The 14,950-nt window shown below is 59.8% G+C and carries 17 protein-coding genes and 1 pseudogene; 11 read left to right on the plus strand and 7 right to left on the minus strand.

Features of this window, described 5'->3' with window-relative positions; genetic code table 11:
- Positions 1 to 2 precede the first annotated feature (2 nt).
- From RLCC275e_RS04425 to RLCC275e_RS04435, 3 genes are all read left to right on the plus strand, one after another.
- Positions 3 to 1,382 (plus strand): polysaccharide biosynthesis protein, encoded by a 1,380-nt coding sequence (locus RLCC275e_RS04425; protein ID WP_033182892.1) that lies wholly within the window; start codon positions 3 to 5, stop codon positions 1,380 to 1,382.
- Positions 1,383 to 1,398: 16 nt separating this feature from the next.
- Positions 1,399 to 2,580 carry a glycoside hydrolase 5 family protein gene (locus tag RLCC275e_RS04430; RefSeq protein ID WP_033182893.1) on the plus strand — a complete coding sequence of 394 codons (1,182 nt, stop codon included), beginning with the start codon at positions 1,399 to 1,401 and terminating at the stop codon, positions 2,578 to 2,580.
- A gap of 554 nt (positions 2,581 to 3,134) precedes the next feature.
- Positions 3,135 to 3,638, plus strand: a complete 504-nt coding sequence (locus RLCC275e_RS04435) for a hypothetical protein (RefSeq protein WP_033182894.1) — start codon at positions 3,135 to 3,137, stop codon at positions 3,636 to 3,638.
- 14 nt (positions 3,639 to 3,652) lie between these two features.
- Here RLCC275e_RS04435 and RLCC275e_RS04440 read toward each other — a convergent pair whose 3' ends face one another.
- Positions 3,653 to 4,627, minus strand: a complete 975-nt coding sequence (locus tag RLCC275e_RS04440) for a quinone oxidoreductase family protein (protein ID WP_033182895.1) — start codon at positions 4,625 to 4,627, stop codon at positions 3,653 to 3,655.
- 69 nt (positions 4,628 to 4,696) lie between these two features.
- Between RLCC275e_RS04440 and RLCC275e_RS04445 the strand changes: the two genes are divergently transcribed.
- A complete protein-coding gene (locus RLCC275e_RS04445; RefSeq protein ID WP_033182896.1) occupies positions 4,697 to 5,563 on the plus strand; it encodes a LysR family transcriptional regulator in 867 nt (288 codons plus the stop codon).
- Positions 5,564 to 5,711: 148 nt separating this feature from the next.
- Positions 5,712 to 6,104: a GFA family protein gene (locus RLCC275e_RS04450; RefSeq protein ID WP_033182897.1), complete on the plus strand. Its 393-nt coding sequence runs from the start codon at positions 5,712 to 5,714 to the stop codon at positions 6,102 to 6,104.
- 120 nt (positions 6,105 to 6,224) lie between these two features.
- Here RLCC275e_RS04450 and RLCC275e_RS04455 read toward each other — a convergent pair whose 3' ends face one another.
- The 4 genes from RLCC275e_RS04455 to RLCC275e_RS04470 form a co-directional block, all read right to left on the minus strand.
- A complete protein-coding gene (locus RLCC275e_RS04455) occupies positions 6,225 to 6,626 on the minus strand; it encodes a GFA family protein (protein WP_033182898.1) in 402 nt (133 codons plus the stop codon).
- Positions 6,627 to 6,967: 341 nt separating this feature from the next.
- Positions 6,968 to 8,464: a sulfate adenylyltransferase subunit CysN gene (gene cysN, locus RLCC275e_RS04460; protein ID WP_003557576.1), complete on the minus strand. Its 1,497-nt coding sequence runs from the start codon at positions 8,462 to 8,464 to the stop codon at positions 6,968 to 6,970.
- 1 nt (position 8,465) lies between these two features.
- Entirely contained in the window at positions 8,466 to 9,419 is a 954-nt protein-coding gene (gene cysD / locus RLCC275e_RS04465) for a sulfate adenylyltransferase subunit CysD (protein WP_012756539.1), read from the minus strand.
- Positions 9,420 to 9,552: 133 nt separating this feature from the next.
- The gene (locus tag RLCC275e_RS04470) at positions 9,553 to 10,311 is read right to left on the minus strand and encodes a phosphoadenylyl-sulfate reductase (protein ID WP_033182963.1); all 759 of its coding nucleotides are present in this window, start codon (positions 10,309 to 10,311) and stop codon (positions 9,553 to 9,555) included.
- Between the two features lie 420 nt (positions 10,312 to 10,731).
- On the opposite strand from RLCC275e_RS04470, the gene RLCC275e_RS04475 reads away from it, so the two are divergent.
- The 5 genes from RLCC275e_RS04475 to RLCC275e_RS04495 all read left to right on the plus strand — a co-directional run bounded on the left by RLCC275e_RS04475 (position 10,732) and on the right by RLCC275e_RS04495 (position 13,075).
- Positions 10,732 to 11,178, plus strand: coding sequence for an RrF2 family transcriptional regulator (locus tag RLCC275e_RS04475; protein WP_003557582.1), 447 nt, complete (start codon positions 10,732 to 10,734; stop codon positions 11,176 to 11,178).
- 247 nt (positions 11,179 to 11,425) lie between these two features.
- Positions 11,426 to 11,773, plus strand: a complete 348-nt coding sequence (locus RLCC275e_RS04480; RefSeq protein ID WP_033182899.1) for a DUF6152 family protein — start codon at positions 11,426 to 11,428, stop codon at positions 11,771 to 11,773.
- Positions 11,774 to 11,792: 19 nt separating this feature from the next.
- Positions 11,793 to 12,266, plus strand: coding sequence for a DUF6644 family protein (locus tag RLCC275e_RS04485; protein WP_033182900.1), 474 nt, complete (start codon positions 11,793 to 11,795; stop codon positions 12,264 to 12,266).
- Between the two features lie 109 nt (positions 12,267 to 12,375).
- Positions 12,376 to 12,663 (plus strand): type II toxin-antitoxin system HigB family toxin, encoded by a 288-nt coding sequence (locus tag RLCC275e_RS04490; RefSeq protein WP_033182901.1) that lies wholly within the window; start codon positions 12,376 to 12,378, stop codon positions 12,661 to 12,663.
- A 4-nt stretch (positions 12,664 to 12,667) separates the two neighbouring features.
- Complete coding sequence (locus tag RLCC275e_RS04495) at positions 12,668 to 13,075, plus strand: helix-turn-helix domain-containing protein (RefSeq protein WP_033182902.1); 408 nt, start codon at positions 12,668 to 12,670, stop codon at positions 13,073 to 13,075.
- A 66-nt stretch (positions 13,076 to 13,141) separates the two neighbouring features.
- Here RLCC275e_RS04495 and RLCC275e_RS04500 read toward each other — a convergent pair.
- Both RLCC275e_RS04500 and RLCC275e_RS04505 read right to left on the minus strand, forming a co-directional pair.
- A pseudogene (locus tag RLCC275e_RS04500) lies at positions 13,142 to 13,321 on the minus strand (choline dehydrogenase); the annotation flags it as partial.
- 194 nt (positions 13,322 to 13,515) lie between these two features.
- Positions 13,516 to 14,055: a MarR family winged helix-turn-helix transcriptional regulator gene (locus RLCC275e_RS04505; RefSeq protein WP_033182904.1), complete on the minus strand. Its 540-nt coding sequence runs from the start codon at positions 14,053 to 14,055 to the stop codon at positions 13,516 to 13,518.
- Positions 14,056 to 14,144: 89 nt separating this feature from the next.
- Between RLCC275e_RS04505 and RLCC275e_RS04510 the strand changes: the two genes are divergently transcribed.
- Positions 14,145 to 14,945: an SDR family NAD(P)-dependent oxidoreductase gene (locus tag RLCC275e_RS04510; RefSeq protein WP_033182905.1), complete on the plus strand. Its 801-nt coding sequence runs from the start codon at positions 14,145 to 14,147 to the stop codon at positions 14,943 to 14,945.
- Positions 14,946 to 14,950 lie beyond the last annotated feature (5 nt).

Here is a 14,950-nt window from a genome sequence, read left to right on the forward strand (position 1 = left end):
GCATGATGACCCTCAGCGCCGCCAGGACTAAGGTCCGCAGCCTCCTGAGGAATCAGGCGGTTTTGCTCCTCAATGCAGGCATGCTGGGGCTTGGAACGTTGATGACGGCCATTCTCGGCTTCGTCTACTGGTGGTTCGCGGCGCGCTCCTTCTCGGCCGAAGCTGTTGGGCTCGCCGCCGCCGCCATATCGTTGATGAATCTCCTCGCGAATCTCGGTGAAGTCGGTCTCGGACCCTTCCTGATGGGCGAGATAGGCCGTCGGAAGAGAGCAGGCCCCTTTCTGACGGGCGCCCTCCTGGCCTCGTTCAGCGCCTCCATCGTCGTGGGGCTGATCTATCTTGTTATCGCAGCCAGTACATCGACGCAGCTTGGCTCGATCGTCGGTTCCTCCGCGACCGATCTCTTCTTCGTCGCTGGTTGCGCTCTGACGGCCGTGACCCTCGTGCTCGACCAAGCCCTGGTTGGCCTGCTGCGCAGCAGCCTTCAACTGGCCCGAAATGTCGTCTTCGCCGCCAGCAAGCTTCTTCTACTGATCGCCCTCGGCCTGACACTTGGCCGGGCGGCCAGCGGACTGGCGATCTTCGCCACGTGGTTTACCGGGCAGCTTGTCTCGCTGGTCGTCGTGGCCGGGCTTCTTGTTTATGCCGGCAGGCGCGTTTTCCACCGGCCGGAGATCCGCGCCTTCCGCCCGGTGCTCGGACAGGTTTTCGGCCATCATACGCTCAGTATGGCTGTTCAGGCGCCGGCGCTGCTGCTACCCTTCGTCGTCACGGTGATGCTGTCCGCTGAGATCAACGCCGCCTTCTATGCCGCCTGGACGGTGCTGAACGTCGCGCTTCTAGTTCCTGCGTCACTCGCCTCGGTGTTGTTTGCCATCGCTGTACGGGAGCCGGAGCTATTTCCTTCGCGCCTGCGCCTATCGCTCGGCTTGTCGATGCTGGTCTGCGCGGCGACCGCCTTGGCGTTCCTCTTCCTGTCGCGCTTCATGCTCTGGATATTCAATCCGGCCTATGCTGTGATTGCAGGTAATGGCCTCCAGTTTCTTGGCGTCGCCGCTTTCGGAATGGCGTTGAAGTATCATTATCTGGCGGTTCAACGTGTTCGACGGCGCCTGGGTTTTGCCACGCTCGTTCTGATCGGCGGGGCGGTGCTGGAGATCGTGGCCGCCGCCGGTGGTGCGCAATTCGGGATCGCAGGCACAGCCAACTTCTGGGTCATTGCTGTTTCGCTGGAAGGCCTCCTTCTGTGCCCGGCATTGTATTGGGCCACACGGCGCGCTGCGACGCCGTCCACCACCGCGCCACCAGCAGTTGCCGGTGTCTCGACATACGGCAATTCCCTCGACGAGACAGACCAAATTGGAATTGCGTCACGGGCTTGAAAGGGAGTTTCTTCGCATGAGGCGTATTCACCGTTTCCGGAATTTCGCTGTCGGCGCTGCGGCGCTGGCGCTTTTTGGGTCTGCTCAGGTCGGATCTACGGACGCACAGTCATCTGGGCAGCAATCTTTCGTCACGACGAAAGAGGGGGGCTTCCTACTGGACGGCAAGCCATTTCGCGTGGCCGGCGTAAACAACCATTATCTGACATTTGGCTCGTCAGGCGAAGTCACCCGCGTGTTGGACGATGCCACGGCAATGGGTGCCAATGTGGTGCGCACGTTCCTGCAACCGGTTATAGGCTCGCTGGACGGCCGGGTGCCGACGATCTGGAATTCAAAAAGCACGGCCGATTCCAGCAATCTGGGAACCAAGGGCATCTATATGATGAGTTTGGATCCGACGACCAACCGGATGGTTCCCAACGACGGACCTGACGGCCTGCAAAAGGTCGACTACCTCATCGCGGAAGCGGCGAAGCGCAAGCTTAAGCTGATCCTCGCATTCGTCGATTTCTGGGCCTACACGGGCGGCGCCCAGCAGATGAACGCCTGGTACGGGAGTTCGGACAAATACACCTTTTTTGCCGCTGATCCGCGAACCCGACGCGATTACAAGGAATGGGTTCGGCATGTTCTGTCGCGCGTCAACACGATTACTGGTGTCCGCTATTCCGATGACCCCACCATATTTGCCTGGGATCTGGCCAACGAACCTGACATCCATCCCATACCGCTCCTTCATGACTGGGTGTCGGAAATGTCAGCCTATGTCAAATCCCTGGCACCGAAACAGCTCGTAACGACAGGCCATGGGAACATGGATCAGAAGCTGGCGGATATGAACATTTCGAGCGTCGATTTCGGCACATGGCATGGCTACCCATCCTACGCCAAAATGAGCCATTCCGATTTCGATGCCCGCATTCGCGAATACTGCGCGATCGGGCGAAATATCGGAAAACCGGTGATCCTGGAGGAATTTGGAATTCCGCGATCCGATGTCGATCAGGCAAACGCCTATGGAACTTGGCTGAACACGATCGCCGCCTCGGATTGCGGAGGCTGGGTGGTCTGGCGGCTCACCAGCACACAGGACTCGGGCCTCTATCCTGAGGACGACTACGACAAATTCGACATCCATAACGATGGAAGCCCTGCTTGGCAGGCTCTGCGCGACGCCGCCCTCAAGCTTCAATAATCAGGGGCCACCGGACCCATTCCGCCGTTCAGCATTAAAGCATGTCGCGCAAAAGTGTGCCGCGGTTTTGCGACAACGGCATGCGTAAAAACAACGACCTAAAGCGCGAGGAGCGAATCTGAAAGATCGCGACGCGCTTTAGTCGTCTTGAACGATGGATCGGGTACGGCACCGGCTGTTGCCATTCGATTTGATGGCTGCCAACAACATGTGGCATATCGCTCGAAGGCGGAAACCGATTTCAAGACGAAAACATGCGTGACACGATGATCGGAAGCGCGCCTGCGAACCGGGATGGTTGCGCGAACGAACAAGTTATAGCGATCTCAACACGCCAGAGTGTTGGCCTAAATCTTCCATATTTTCTTGCAATCTAAGCGGGGTCTCTAGCTTCGCCAAATATTCGCGGTATATCCAGGATATCGGGGATAAACTGGAGATTTTCGAAGGTGGGCAGTTGGTAATATGGACAATGCGGACTGCTCGCTCCCAGAAGCGGTATCGTATATTGAATCATCATCGGGCTATCCCGATTCGAAAGAGGGATTTCGGCAGTGAACTCTTCACGCTTTCTCCATTCAATCGTCGAAGCCGAATCCCATGATACACGCTTGAATTTCGCCCGCGCCGCGATTTTTCAGCTTTATAGTGCTTGCCTGCCAACCGGTTCTGCGCCGGCTCAGTTTTCCGTCAAACTCTCTCTATCGGAAGAAGAAGTGGTCACACTTGTCGTGCGGCCGTTCGTCAATAAGGTCGAAGCGCTTGGCGGGCTTGTAAAATCCCTGTTTTCGACAAATGCGGAAACCGTACTGCGAGCCCTGCCATGCAGGGTGGAGGATAAGGTTGGATCCGGCATTGGATTGATACTTTTCGTGGACGATGAGCCGATGATTACCATCGGATCTCTTGCAGATGATAGCGGACTATTTCTTCGCCAGATCGAGCCCGCATCCAGGAATACGTCCGGGGTTGCCACAATCGGTGCGGTGGTAGGCCAACGACTTGCCAGTGTGGTTCCTATTCCGACTGGATCTCTCGATCTGCGTAAGCCGAAATAACGGACTCTGGCCAATCAAGGGATCAGCAGGATACTGCCCGCCGAGCGTCCGGATTCCATCTCTTCATGCGCCTTGGCAACATCGGCCAAACGATATTCGGCACCGATCTGCGAAACGATCCCTGTTTCCATCGCCCCGACGGCAGCCAGAGCAGCCTCGCGATACTGTCCGATGTCAGCGCACCAGGCCATGATGCTCGGATGGCATAGCGCCTTGCCCGGGCGAAGTTCCTCGACAGGCACCGGTGGAATGGCACCGGCGGCTTGGCCGATGGTGACAGCCATGCCGAATGGGCGGACAGAGCGTATGCTTTTGAGAAGCGTGTCGCCGCCGATCCCGTCATAGGCGACGTCGACACCAAGCCCGTTCGTCAGCCGCTTCACGTCCGCGACGATATCGGCGTCTCGTCCGACAATAAGGTGATCGGCTCCATAAGATGCGGCGAGTGCGGCCTTTTCGGAAGAGCCGACCGTCCCGATCACCGTGGCATCGAGCGATCTGGCCCAACGCACGAGGATGCTCCCGAGCCCGCCCGCAGCCGCATGGATCAGAACCTGGGTTCCTGCGCCCACATCATAGGTCTTTTTCAGCAGCATATAGGCGGTCATGCCTTTGAGCAGCGAACTCGCTGCCGTTTTCGCCGAAACGGCATCCGGAAGCTTGATCGCCCGTTCAGCGGCAATATTCCTGGTGGAGCGATAGGCTCCAACCGGAGGCCCGGCATAGGCAACACGGTCGCCTTTTTGGAAGATGGAGACGCCGGGACCGACGTCGTTGACGATGCCCGCCGCCTCGGCGCCGATCACCGAGGGATAGGAAGGCATGGGATAGAGGCCCTTGCGGTGATAGACGTCGAGAAAGTTGGTTCCGATCGCCTGATGACGGATTTGTATCTCGCCATGACCGGGAGGTTCACACTGGTGATGCTCCTCAACATGGAACTGGGTGGTATCACCGGGGGCGTTCAGCCATATGATTTGGTCGGTCATCTCTCGTGCTCCTTCATAGGCACAAATTAGGCGATGGCATGGTGTGTGAAAATTCTCTATTGTTTCACAATGATTGGGAAAGAATTCACAAAGCTCGACTGGGACGACCTTCGGCATTTCCTGGCGCTCGCGCAGTCGGGGACGTTGCTTGGTGCCGCAAAGCAGCTCGGCGTCGAACACGCGACGATCAGTCGGCGGGTTTCGTCGCTTGAAGCCAGTCTCGGACGCAAGCTGGTCGACCGCCGCGGAAGGCGCATCATTTTAACCTCGGACGGAGAGCAGGTTGCCAGGCACGCCGCTCTTGTCGCGGCGCAGACTGCGGCAATCGAGCAGCTTGGCCGCAGCAGCGCCACGGAATTGCATGGCCATGTCAGGATCAGCGCGCCTCCCGCTCTCTCAAGCGTGCTGCTGGCAAAGCCGATCGCGACCGTCAGGCGATCCCATCCGGGCGTTGAGATCACGCTTGTCGGAGAAAAGCGCCTCGCATCCCTGAACAGACGAGAGGCCGATATCGCCGTGCGAATGTCGCGTCCCGAGGACGGCGATTACGCCATCGTCAAGCTCGGCGCGACAAGCTTCCATCTCTACGCATCAAAGACCTATCTCGAAACGGTTTCCCCGTCGGACTGGACCTTCATCGGTTACGACGAAACCATGAACGCCTCACCGCAACAGCTGCGGCTAATCGAACTCGCCGCTGGCCGGCCGATCGCCGTGAGATCATCCGTTCTGGAGTTTCAGGCCGCAACCGCAAGCCTTGGCGCCGGTGTCGTCATGCTCCCCGATTTCGCCGTCCTTGACACCAGCGGTCTCCAGCGCATTGAGACCGAACATCTTTTGACAAGAGAGGTCTGGCTGGTTGTCCATTCTGACATCAAGGACGTCCCTTCCGTCCGCGTCGTCGTCGATGCGCTGAAGAATGCTCTGGGGAAGTAGTCCGCTGGAGCCGCAAAGGACCAGAGGCAGCCATTGAACTGGTCGCAGTCCGGCAGAGTTCCTCTCAGGATCGCGTCTATTGCCGTCATTGATATCTCAGCCACTGTTGGCTTTAGTTGGTCGCCACATCTTCAAGCGGGAGGAGAACATGCCAGTCGAAGCCATACGAACAGGTGGATGCCTGTGCGGTGCAGTGCGTTATGAGGTCTGGGGCGAGCCCTATCAGTCAGGGTTGTGCCACTGCAAGACGTGTAGAAAGATCACGGGCTCCGCTTTCTCCGCAACGGCAAATTGGCATCGTCGGCAATTCCAGATGTCCGGCGAAATCAGCACTTTCGATAAAAGGTCCTTCTGCCCTGTCTGTGGTTCTCGGCTCTTCTTTCTCTTCGATGGCGGCGTGGAAGTATTTCTGGGGACGCTTGATGAAGCTCCTTACGCTATCAGCCCGATGGTCGAAGTGTGGAACATTCGACGTGAACCTTGGCTCGGCCCGGTCGTCGGAGCTGCGCTTCACGAAGGAAATGAGATCGCTTCGGAATAGGCGGATTAAGCAGAGCCAAAGCCTATACCGCTGGACATCGCCCTCTGCGCCGGGCACCGCTTTCGGCCGAGAGAGGCCGGAATGCGCCATGAGGAACTGACCTCCGCACTGCTTGGTCGATCACCCCACCGAACCTTGAAAGTGCTCTACCGCTTCGTCCAGCTGCACCCAATGATGTTTCGATTGTTCGAAGACTGATAGGGCGGGCGGCGCGAAGGCCGGGTCGGCAAGGGAGCCGACCGCCACCCCGATCCAGGATGGCGCAGCATCGGCCTTCCAATAGACGGTCGAGCCGCATGTTGGGCAAAAATGCATTCGGACCTTGCGACCGCTCTCGGCAGTGCGCATGAATTCTGTAGATGTTCCGGATATTTCGACACAGCCGATCGCGTAGAAAGCATTTGCGCTGAACGGCGCACCCGTTCTGCGCTGGCAAGCCAAACAGTGACACAGCGCAGTCAATTGTGGCGGCTCGCGGAGCATCAGTCTCAGAGCACCGCAGGCGCATTGGGCACTGGCCATGGAAACTCCTCCCGCTTGCACGGTGAACTTGCGTTGATTGAGGGCTGGAAGCGCAGGCCCGAACCGCAAATCGTAGGGTGGGCGACGCGAAGGGGCTGAGACCTGATATAATTTCAGGCTCACAGAAGCTGAAATGTAGATCGCGGAAATGCCGAAGTCCAGAGGAAAGCCATCTGACCGCTTCGGGCCGGAAGCGGATGCGGAGCCCCGATCGCACGGTCTCAGGTTCTGATCGGTTCTTTGCCGTTCGGCAGGGAACCCGCCAGCCCTGTAGCCAGCGGATTCGGCTGCGGTGAGGGGCCAGTCATGCTGGCCCCTTATCCCTTATCCCTTATCCCTTGTCAGATATCGCTTGCAGCGCTCGACCAGAGGTCGGCCGCTTCGGCTGCCGTCATGCGTCGCACTTCGGCCTCATGGCTGCGGCTGGCGAAGAGTTCGCTCGCCATGATCTGTTCGGCAAGATCGGCCGGAAGCGAGAGGATGACGCGGGCTTCGCCATTGTGCAGGCCGCCGAGTTCGGTGCGCTTGCCGGTCACCATGCCGCCGGCGACCGTGTTGTTGGTCTCCGGATCGATCAGGATGAAGGAGCCGGAAAGCCGGTTCTGCTCATAGGGGTCGAAGATCGCGGCTTCGTCGAAGACAAGCCGGACTTTGCCGATGGCGTTCATGTAGAGCCGCTGGGCGGCATTCCAGGCGCCGGTCTTCAGTTCCAACTGGCTGAGCGGCTGCACCTGAACACGCTGGCGGCGGCTGCCGCTCTTCAGCCAGTAGCGCTTGCCGGGCTCGATACCCTCGGGCTGCAGCGCGACGATCTGCGCGTCGAAGGCAAGGCCGACCTGCGGCTGGGCGTCGATCGAGACGATCATGTCGCCGCGCGCCACATCCACCTGGCGGTCGAGCACCAGCGTGATGGCATCGCCGGCAACGGCGGCATTGCGGACGAGATCGAAGGTGACGATCTTCGAGACGTTGGCGACCATGCCGGACGGCAGGATCATGACGCTGTCGCCGGGTTTGACCGAACCGCCGGCAACCGTGCCCTGATAGCCGCGGAAGCTTTCGCCGGGGCGCGAGACGCGCTGGACCGAAAGGCGAAAGCCGACCGTCTGCGACGAGCGCACGGTGGCAAGCTCCAGCGTTTCCACCAGCGTCGGGCCGCTATACCAGGGCATGGCAGCCTGGCCGGAATAGACGACGTTTTCGCCCTTCAGCGCCGACATCGGAATGGCGGTGATCTGCTTGACGCCGAGCGACAGGGCAAATTCCCGAAAGTCATGGCTGATCTTGTCGAAGCCGGCGCGGTCGTAGCCCGTCAGGTCGATCTTGTTGACGGCAAGCACGAACTGCTTGATCCCGAGCAGCGAGGCGATCGTCGCGTGACGGCGCGTCTGCTCCAGAATGCCGAAGCGCGCATCGATCAACAGAATGGCAAGATCGGCGGTCGAGGCGCCGGTCGCCATGTTGCGGGTATATTGCTCATGGCCGGGTGTGTCGGCAACGATGAAGGAGCGCTTGTCGGTCGAGAAATAGCGATAGGCGACATCGATGGTGATGCCCTGTTCGCGCTCGGCCTGCAGACCGTCGAGCAGCAATGCGAAGTCGGGCAGGCCGAGATCGTTCTGCTTGCCGGTTGAATCGCGCTGCAGGGTGGCGGCCTGGTCTTCCTTGACCGCCTTGGTGTCCCAGAGCAGGCGGCCGATCAAGGTCGATTTGCCGTCATCGACGCTGCCGCAGGTAATCAGGCGCAGCGGCCTGGTATCGCGCAGGGCCTTGAGCGGCTCGGCGGCGGGCAGGCTGACCACGGTTGCGGCCGAGACGGCGGTTTGGGCTGCGGTCATCTCAGAAATATCCTTCACGCTTCTTCTTTTCCATGGAGCCGGACTGGTCGCGATCGATGGCGCGGCCCTGGCGTTCGGACACCGTTGCAATTTCGAGTTCGGCAATCACCTCTTCGAGGGTGGTGGCCTGTGAGCGGATGGCGCCGGTCAGCGGGAAGTCGCCGAGGGTGCGGAAGCGGATCATGCCTTCCTGGCGGACTTCGCCGGGCAGCAGTTCCAGGCGCGGATCTTCGGCCAGGATCATCATGCCGTCGCGCTCCACGAACGGCCGCTTCTTGGCGTAATAGAGCGGCACCAGCGGAATGTCCTCGGCCTGGATGTAACGCCAGATATCGACCTCGGTCCAGTTCGAAAGCGGGAAAGCGCGCACGCTCTCGCCCTTGCGGATCATGCCGTTATAGATGTTCCAGAGTTCCGGCCGCTGGTTGCGCGGATCCCAGCGATGATCGGGCGTGCGGAAGGAATAGATGCGCTCCTTGGCGCGACTTGCTTCCTCATCGCGCCGCGCGCCGCCGAAAGCTGCATCGAACTGGCCGGCATCGAGCGCCTGGCGCAGGCCCTCGGTCTTCATGATGTCGGTGAAGGCGGCCGATCCATGCGTGAACGGCGTGATGTTTTCGGCTTTGCCGCGCGGATTGATGTGCTCGATCAGATCGAGATCGTACTTCTTCGCGGTCGCGTCGCGGAAGGCGATCATCTCGGAAAATTTCCAGCCGGTGTTCACATGCAAAAGCGGGAAGGGCACGCGGCCGGGATAGAAGGCCTTGCGCGCCAGATGCAGCAGCACCGAGGAATCCTTGCCGATCGAATAGAGCATGACGGGACGCTCGAATTCGGCCGCAACCTCGCGGAAGATGTGGATGGATTCGTTTTCCAGCGCTTTCAGATGCGGGTCGAGCGGCGCCTTAGCGCTCTGCGGATTGCTGAGTTCCGTATCCGGACGGCTATCGGGCATGTCTTACTCCAGGCTATCGGTCGTTTGCGGGTGCCCGCAAATCAATTCCTTGATGTTGGCTTTCCCAGGGAATGTTGACTTTCCCAAGGCTGCGGCGGTCGCCGCGCCCTGATTGGGAAAGCCATCGGGTGATTTACTGTGCGGCGATCGCTGCGGCCTCTTCGGCGACATGCAGGCCGCATTCGCGCGTTTCGTCCTGCTCCCACCACCAGCGGCCGGCGCGTTCCGGCTCGCCGGGCTTGATCGCCCGGGTGCAGGGCTCGCAGCCGATCGAGGGATAGCCACGCTGATGCAGCGGATTGACCGGCACACCGTTTGCGGAAACGAAGGCCTTGATCGCCTCCAGGTCCCAGTCCGCGAGCGGATTGACCTTCAAGAGGTGGCGTTCGGCGTCATATTCGGCAAAGGGTGTTTCGGCGCGGTTGGCCGATTGGCCGCGGCGCAGGCCGGTGATCCAGATCGCAGCGCCTTCAAGGGCACGCGCAAGCGGCTTCAGCTTGCGCACGCCGCAACAGGCATGCCGGGCCTCGACGCTCTCGTAGAAGCCGTTGAGGCCGTATTGCGCCGCATAGGCGTCGATATCGGCCTTCTCGGGCTCGAAACGATGGATATGGATATCGTACTGGCTTTCGGTCTCTTCGATCAGAGACAGCGTCTCGGCAAACAGCCGGCCGGTCTGTTGCGTCGCGATATCGATCGGCAGGCGGTGCGTGCCGATCTCGGCGGTGATCACCTGATCCTCGATGCCGAGTGACGTCGTGAACACCACGCGGCCGCCGAGGCCGGAGACCAGCGACAGACGTCCGGCAAGGTCGAGGCCCGCCAGTCTGTCGTTCAGCGCCTCGGCTTCCGCAATCGGCCCACCTTCTACAATCGGATTGATAGCAGTCATGAGATTCCTGTCCTTTGTTGAACGGGAGTATCGCAGTTCACGCATGGATCGGACAGAAAAAGGGATTTCGAAAGCTGCGGCCGGAAGAGCAAATATCTCTCCGAAGCTGCCGCGATGCAGAAAAGCAGCCGCCTGCGGACAAAAATCCACATCGGCAGCTCGAATGTCTATAGAAATAGTAGAGTTACACGCAGCCTGTCAATCCGAAATCTGAAGTGATGCCGAAAATGGTGCAGAAGGCGCGGTTTTGGCATAGATTAAAAGAGCTTGGCCGAGAGCAAAAAACAAGGCCAAACGCTTGTCTCTCAAGGCTTTCTCCGGCGCGTTCAAATTCCGTTCATGCTGGTTGTGCCATAGAGGTGAAAGTACTTCCGTAGCAGTGCGGAGATTCGCATTGCCTGTGTGTGTCGATGGTCAAAAATGATTACGCAAAAGGCGAAATATGCGCTGCGGGCGCTCACGGTCTTGGCTGATGCCGATGCCGACGAACCGGTGATGATTTCCGATATCGCGGCGCAGCAGAAGATCCCGAAGAAGTTCCTCGAACAGATCCTGCTCGACCTGAAACATCACGGCGTCGTCGCCAGCCGTCGCGGCAAGCAGGGCGGTTATCTCCTCCTGAAGCCCGCCCATACGATCACCTTCGGCGAGATCCTGCGTATCATCGACGGCCCGCTCGCTCCGCTTCCGTGTCTGTCGATCACCGCCTATAGAAGGTGCGACGATTGCGATGGCGAACAGAACTGCCAGATCCGCCACGTCTTCGCCAAGGTGGCGGACGCCACCCGCAAGGTGCTGTTCTCGACGACCATCGCCGATGCCGTCGCCCCAACGCACAGCGCCGAAGTCACCCGGCTGCTGGCCTGAGATCAGGGTGAACTGACGCCCGCATCTTTCTTCAAGATTTGGTGAAATCCCTTTTCCTCCGGCTCCGATGCACCACCTGCCTGTCCATGCGGGTAGGGAGGACATCATGTTTAGAATTTCAGCACGGCGGCTAGAGCAATTCCAGCAAAAGTGCATAGCGGTCTTGCGTCCGGAATTGCTTGAAAACAAAGAGATAAGGCATTTCCGTGGTTCGAAGAAAAACGGAAATACTCTAGCGGCTGCGGCCATGCTGTCGATGGCTTTCGCCACCGGCGCAATGGCCCATCACGGCTGGTCCTGGGCCGAGGCGGACCAGATCGAACTTGCCGGCATCATAGAGAAGATTTCCATGGGCGGACCGCATCCGACCCTCGATGTCGCGACTGCCAATGACGGCGTCTGGCTGGTCGAGCTCGGCAATCCGCGCCAGACGGAACGCTCCGGCTTCGTCGAAGGTGTGGCCAAGCCCGGCGACCAGGTGTTGGCCCTTGGAAACCGTTCGCAGGATCCAAAGGAGAAGCGGCTGAAGGCGGTGCGTCTCACCATCGGCGAAAAGCGCTACGATATCTATCCTGACCGCATAAAGACGAACTGACCTCTGGGCGAACCGAGCTGTGATCGACATTCTCGAATGGCTGTCGGCAACGACACCTGCGGTTGCGCTCCGGCACTCCGGAACACTCTACATGTTCGTCAACGCAGCCCATATCCTGGCGATCGGCCTTCTCATCGGCGCCATCCTGCCGCTCGATCTGAGGCTCGCCGGCTTATTCCGCAAGGTGCCGGTTGAGATCGTCGCGCCGTTTCTGTCACGCGCCGCCGGCGTCGGCCTTGCCGCGGCTATTGTCACCGGCTTCTGCCTCTTCAGCGTCCGGGCGGTCGAATATGCCGCCAATCCCGCCTTCCTTGCCAAGCTCGGGTTGATCGCGCTCGGCCTTCTCAACCTGTCGATCGTGCATCTCGGGCGAGGCTGGAAAACGGCGGTGTCGACAGGCATCGTCCGTCCCGGCCTGCGCTTCTCCGCCGTCCTGTCGGCCGCGGTCTGGATCGCTGCCGTGCTCGCCGGCCGCTGGATCGGATTTCTCTGAGGCAGAGACCCGCCCGCCGGTTTTCGATCTTCTCCATAGCAGCTTGCTATAACCAGATCATTGCGCTAGATTGCAGCCATAGCAAAATGCGATACATGATTCCGGATCTATGCACATCATCACACAGAAAAAGATCTGGGAGGCGAAAGACCGATGGCCTCAAACAGCCAATGCCCTGGATACTTGGTATCGACTGATGAAGTCGTCAGAGCCGACAGACTTCGCCGACATGAAGTCACTGTTTCCGGCAACGGACAAAGTCGGGCAGCATCACGTGTTCGACATTGGCGGCAACAAGCTGCGCTTGATCGCGGTGGTGCACTACAAATTTAGGAAGGTCTATATTCAGCGGATTATGGATCATGCCGAGTACGACAAAGGCGCATGGAAGGGTTAGGCCGATGAGCGCACTTGTAAAACTGGTAAGCGAGCACTGGACGTATGTGGCTCCTCTTCTTGCCATGCCGGCCAATGAAGCTGAGTATGATCATCTCGTGAAGCAACTTGACGAGATTCTCGCTGAAGTGGGCGACGATGAGGATCATCCTTTGGCGTTGCTTGCGTCTCGCATGGCGGACCTTGTTGAGGCCTATGACGAGCAAAACCGCCCAATGCCTCCGGTGACTGGCGCCGATGCGCTCCGTTATGTCATGGAGGAGCGCAGCCTTGGCCAGTCCGAGCTGCCGGAAGTGGGCGCTCAGTCCGTTGTGTCTGAGATTTTGAGCGGGAAACGACAAATCAATGTTCGACAAGCCCGCGCGCTGAGTGAGCGATTTCTGATACCGGCATCCGTATTTCTATCGCTCTGACGATGCATTCCCGACGACCAGCGACGACCGGTCGGTGGCAGTTGCTGCCCAATAGCTCTCTACGCTTCAGCGGTCGCTGACGGCCGCGCGCGGGTTGACCCCCACGGCTCTCCTGGTTCGAACGCGCCTGCGGCTGTCTGCCGAGATATGGTCGGCTGCCTTCTCTCCCGTCATGATCGAGGGGCCGTTCAGGTTGCCGTAGGTGACGTACGGGAAGATCGAGCTGTCGGCGACGCGCACCCCGTCCGAAGGCTCGCGCGGCACGGCGGCTTCAACATGCTTGTTCGAATTCGTCGCCCGAATCGTCTGCCGCGTCCATCCTACGGCCCGCCGCATCAGTTTTCCAAGGAGGTCATTTGATGCCGGAAAGGCATCGTATAGCGCGATGAACTGCGCTTTGATGCACTGAGCGGATCTCCCCGAGCTTCAGATCAAGGCGGTCAGCCTCTCAGAATGCGACGAGCTTCATAAGCTTCCAGAAACTCCGGAGAGGCGACGTCATCGGCCAGCGCGCGAAGCGCAGCCGCGGAAGGACCCAGCACCACCTCGACGCGCTGATTGGCATCAGCCCACAGGGCCAATGCCTCGTGCAGGCGTTGCTCGCCAGATGTCGTCAGCATTGCGTGCTTCGTCCGGCCATCATGTTCGTCAGGCATGAGCTCGATCAGTCCGTCCCGGACGAGCGGGCGAAGTGCGTGGGTCAAAGCGGAAATGCTGACGGCAACGCGCTCGGCGAGCGATAGCAAGGTTGGCCATCCATGGCTGCCCTCGTGCGACGCTGCTATCTGGGTCAGAAGTCCGACTTGAGTGGCCTTCAGGCCGGTTGGCGCCACCGCGTCATCATAGATCTGCCCCAACCGCCGTGACGCGCGTCGAAGGGCGGTGTTTGTGCACACGAGTTCGGCCAGGAGCTCCGGCGGGCTCAGTCTGCCTGCGCGCAACTCCTCCCCCGGATCGCCAATCGAAAGTTTCTTACCCATCCCGACAAAATAGTTGAGGGCTCATCCATTGACAAGAGGACATCGCGACCATACGTAAACTTGAGCACTCAACCAAATAGGATTTTGACATGTCTGCATCATCGCTCAAGCCCGTCGCCCTCGTCACCGGCGCTTCCGCTGGCATCGGCGCCATCTACGCCGTGCGTCTCGCCGAAAAGGGGTATGACCTCATCCTCGTCGCCCGGCGGGCCGATCGTCTGGGGGCGCTCTCGGACAAGCTCGGCGCTGCCCACGGCACGAAAGTCGAGATCGTGGAAGCCGACCTGACGAAAGACGCCGACGTCACCCGCGTCGAAAAGGTGCTGATGGAAAATTCAGCGATCACGCTCCTCGTCAACAACGCCGGCAACTCGACCTTGGCTCCGGTCGCCAAGACCACTGAGGCAGACGCGGCCGCGATGATCGCACTCAACGTCACTGCGCTCACGCGGCTGACACACGCCGTTCTGCCTGCATTCCTCAGCCGCAACCACGGCGCGATCATCAACGTCGCTTCGGTCCTGTCCTTTCATGCCCTGCCGATCAGCGCGATCTACAGCGGCACTAAGGGCTATGTGATGAACTTCAGCCGGGGTCTGCAGCAGGAACTGGCTGAGACTAATGTCCGCCTGCAGCTCGTCATGCCGGCGGCGACGGCGACCGAACTCTGGGATTTGTCAGGCGTGCCGCTGGCGTCGCTCAACCAGGCGACCGTCATGACGTCCGAGAACCTGGTCGACGCCGCCCTGGCCGGTTTCGACAAGGGCGAAGATATCACGCTGCCATCCGTTGCCGACGCCAGTCTCTGGGACAAGTTCGACCAAGCCCGATCCACACTGTTTGCCGCGACGCAGACCGGTGAACCTGCGCCCCGTTACCGCGCCGTCTAGACACC

The sequence above is a fragment of the Rhizobium brockwellii genome, from assembly GCF_000769405.2.
Lineage (GTDB): Bacteria > Pseudomonadota > Alphaproteobacteria > Rhizobiales > Rhizobiaceae > Rhizobium > Rhizobium brockwellii.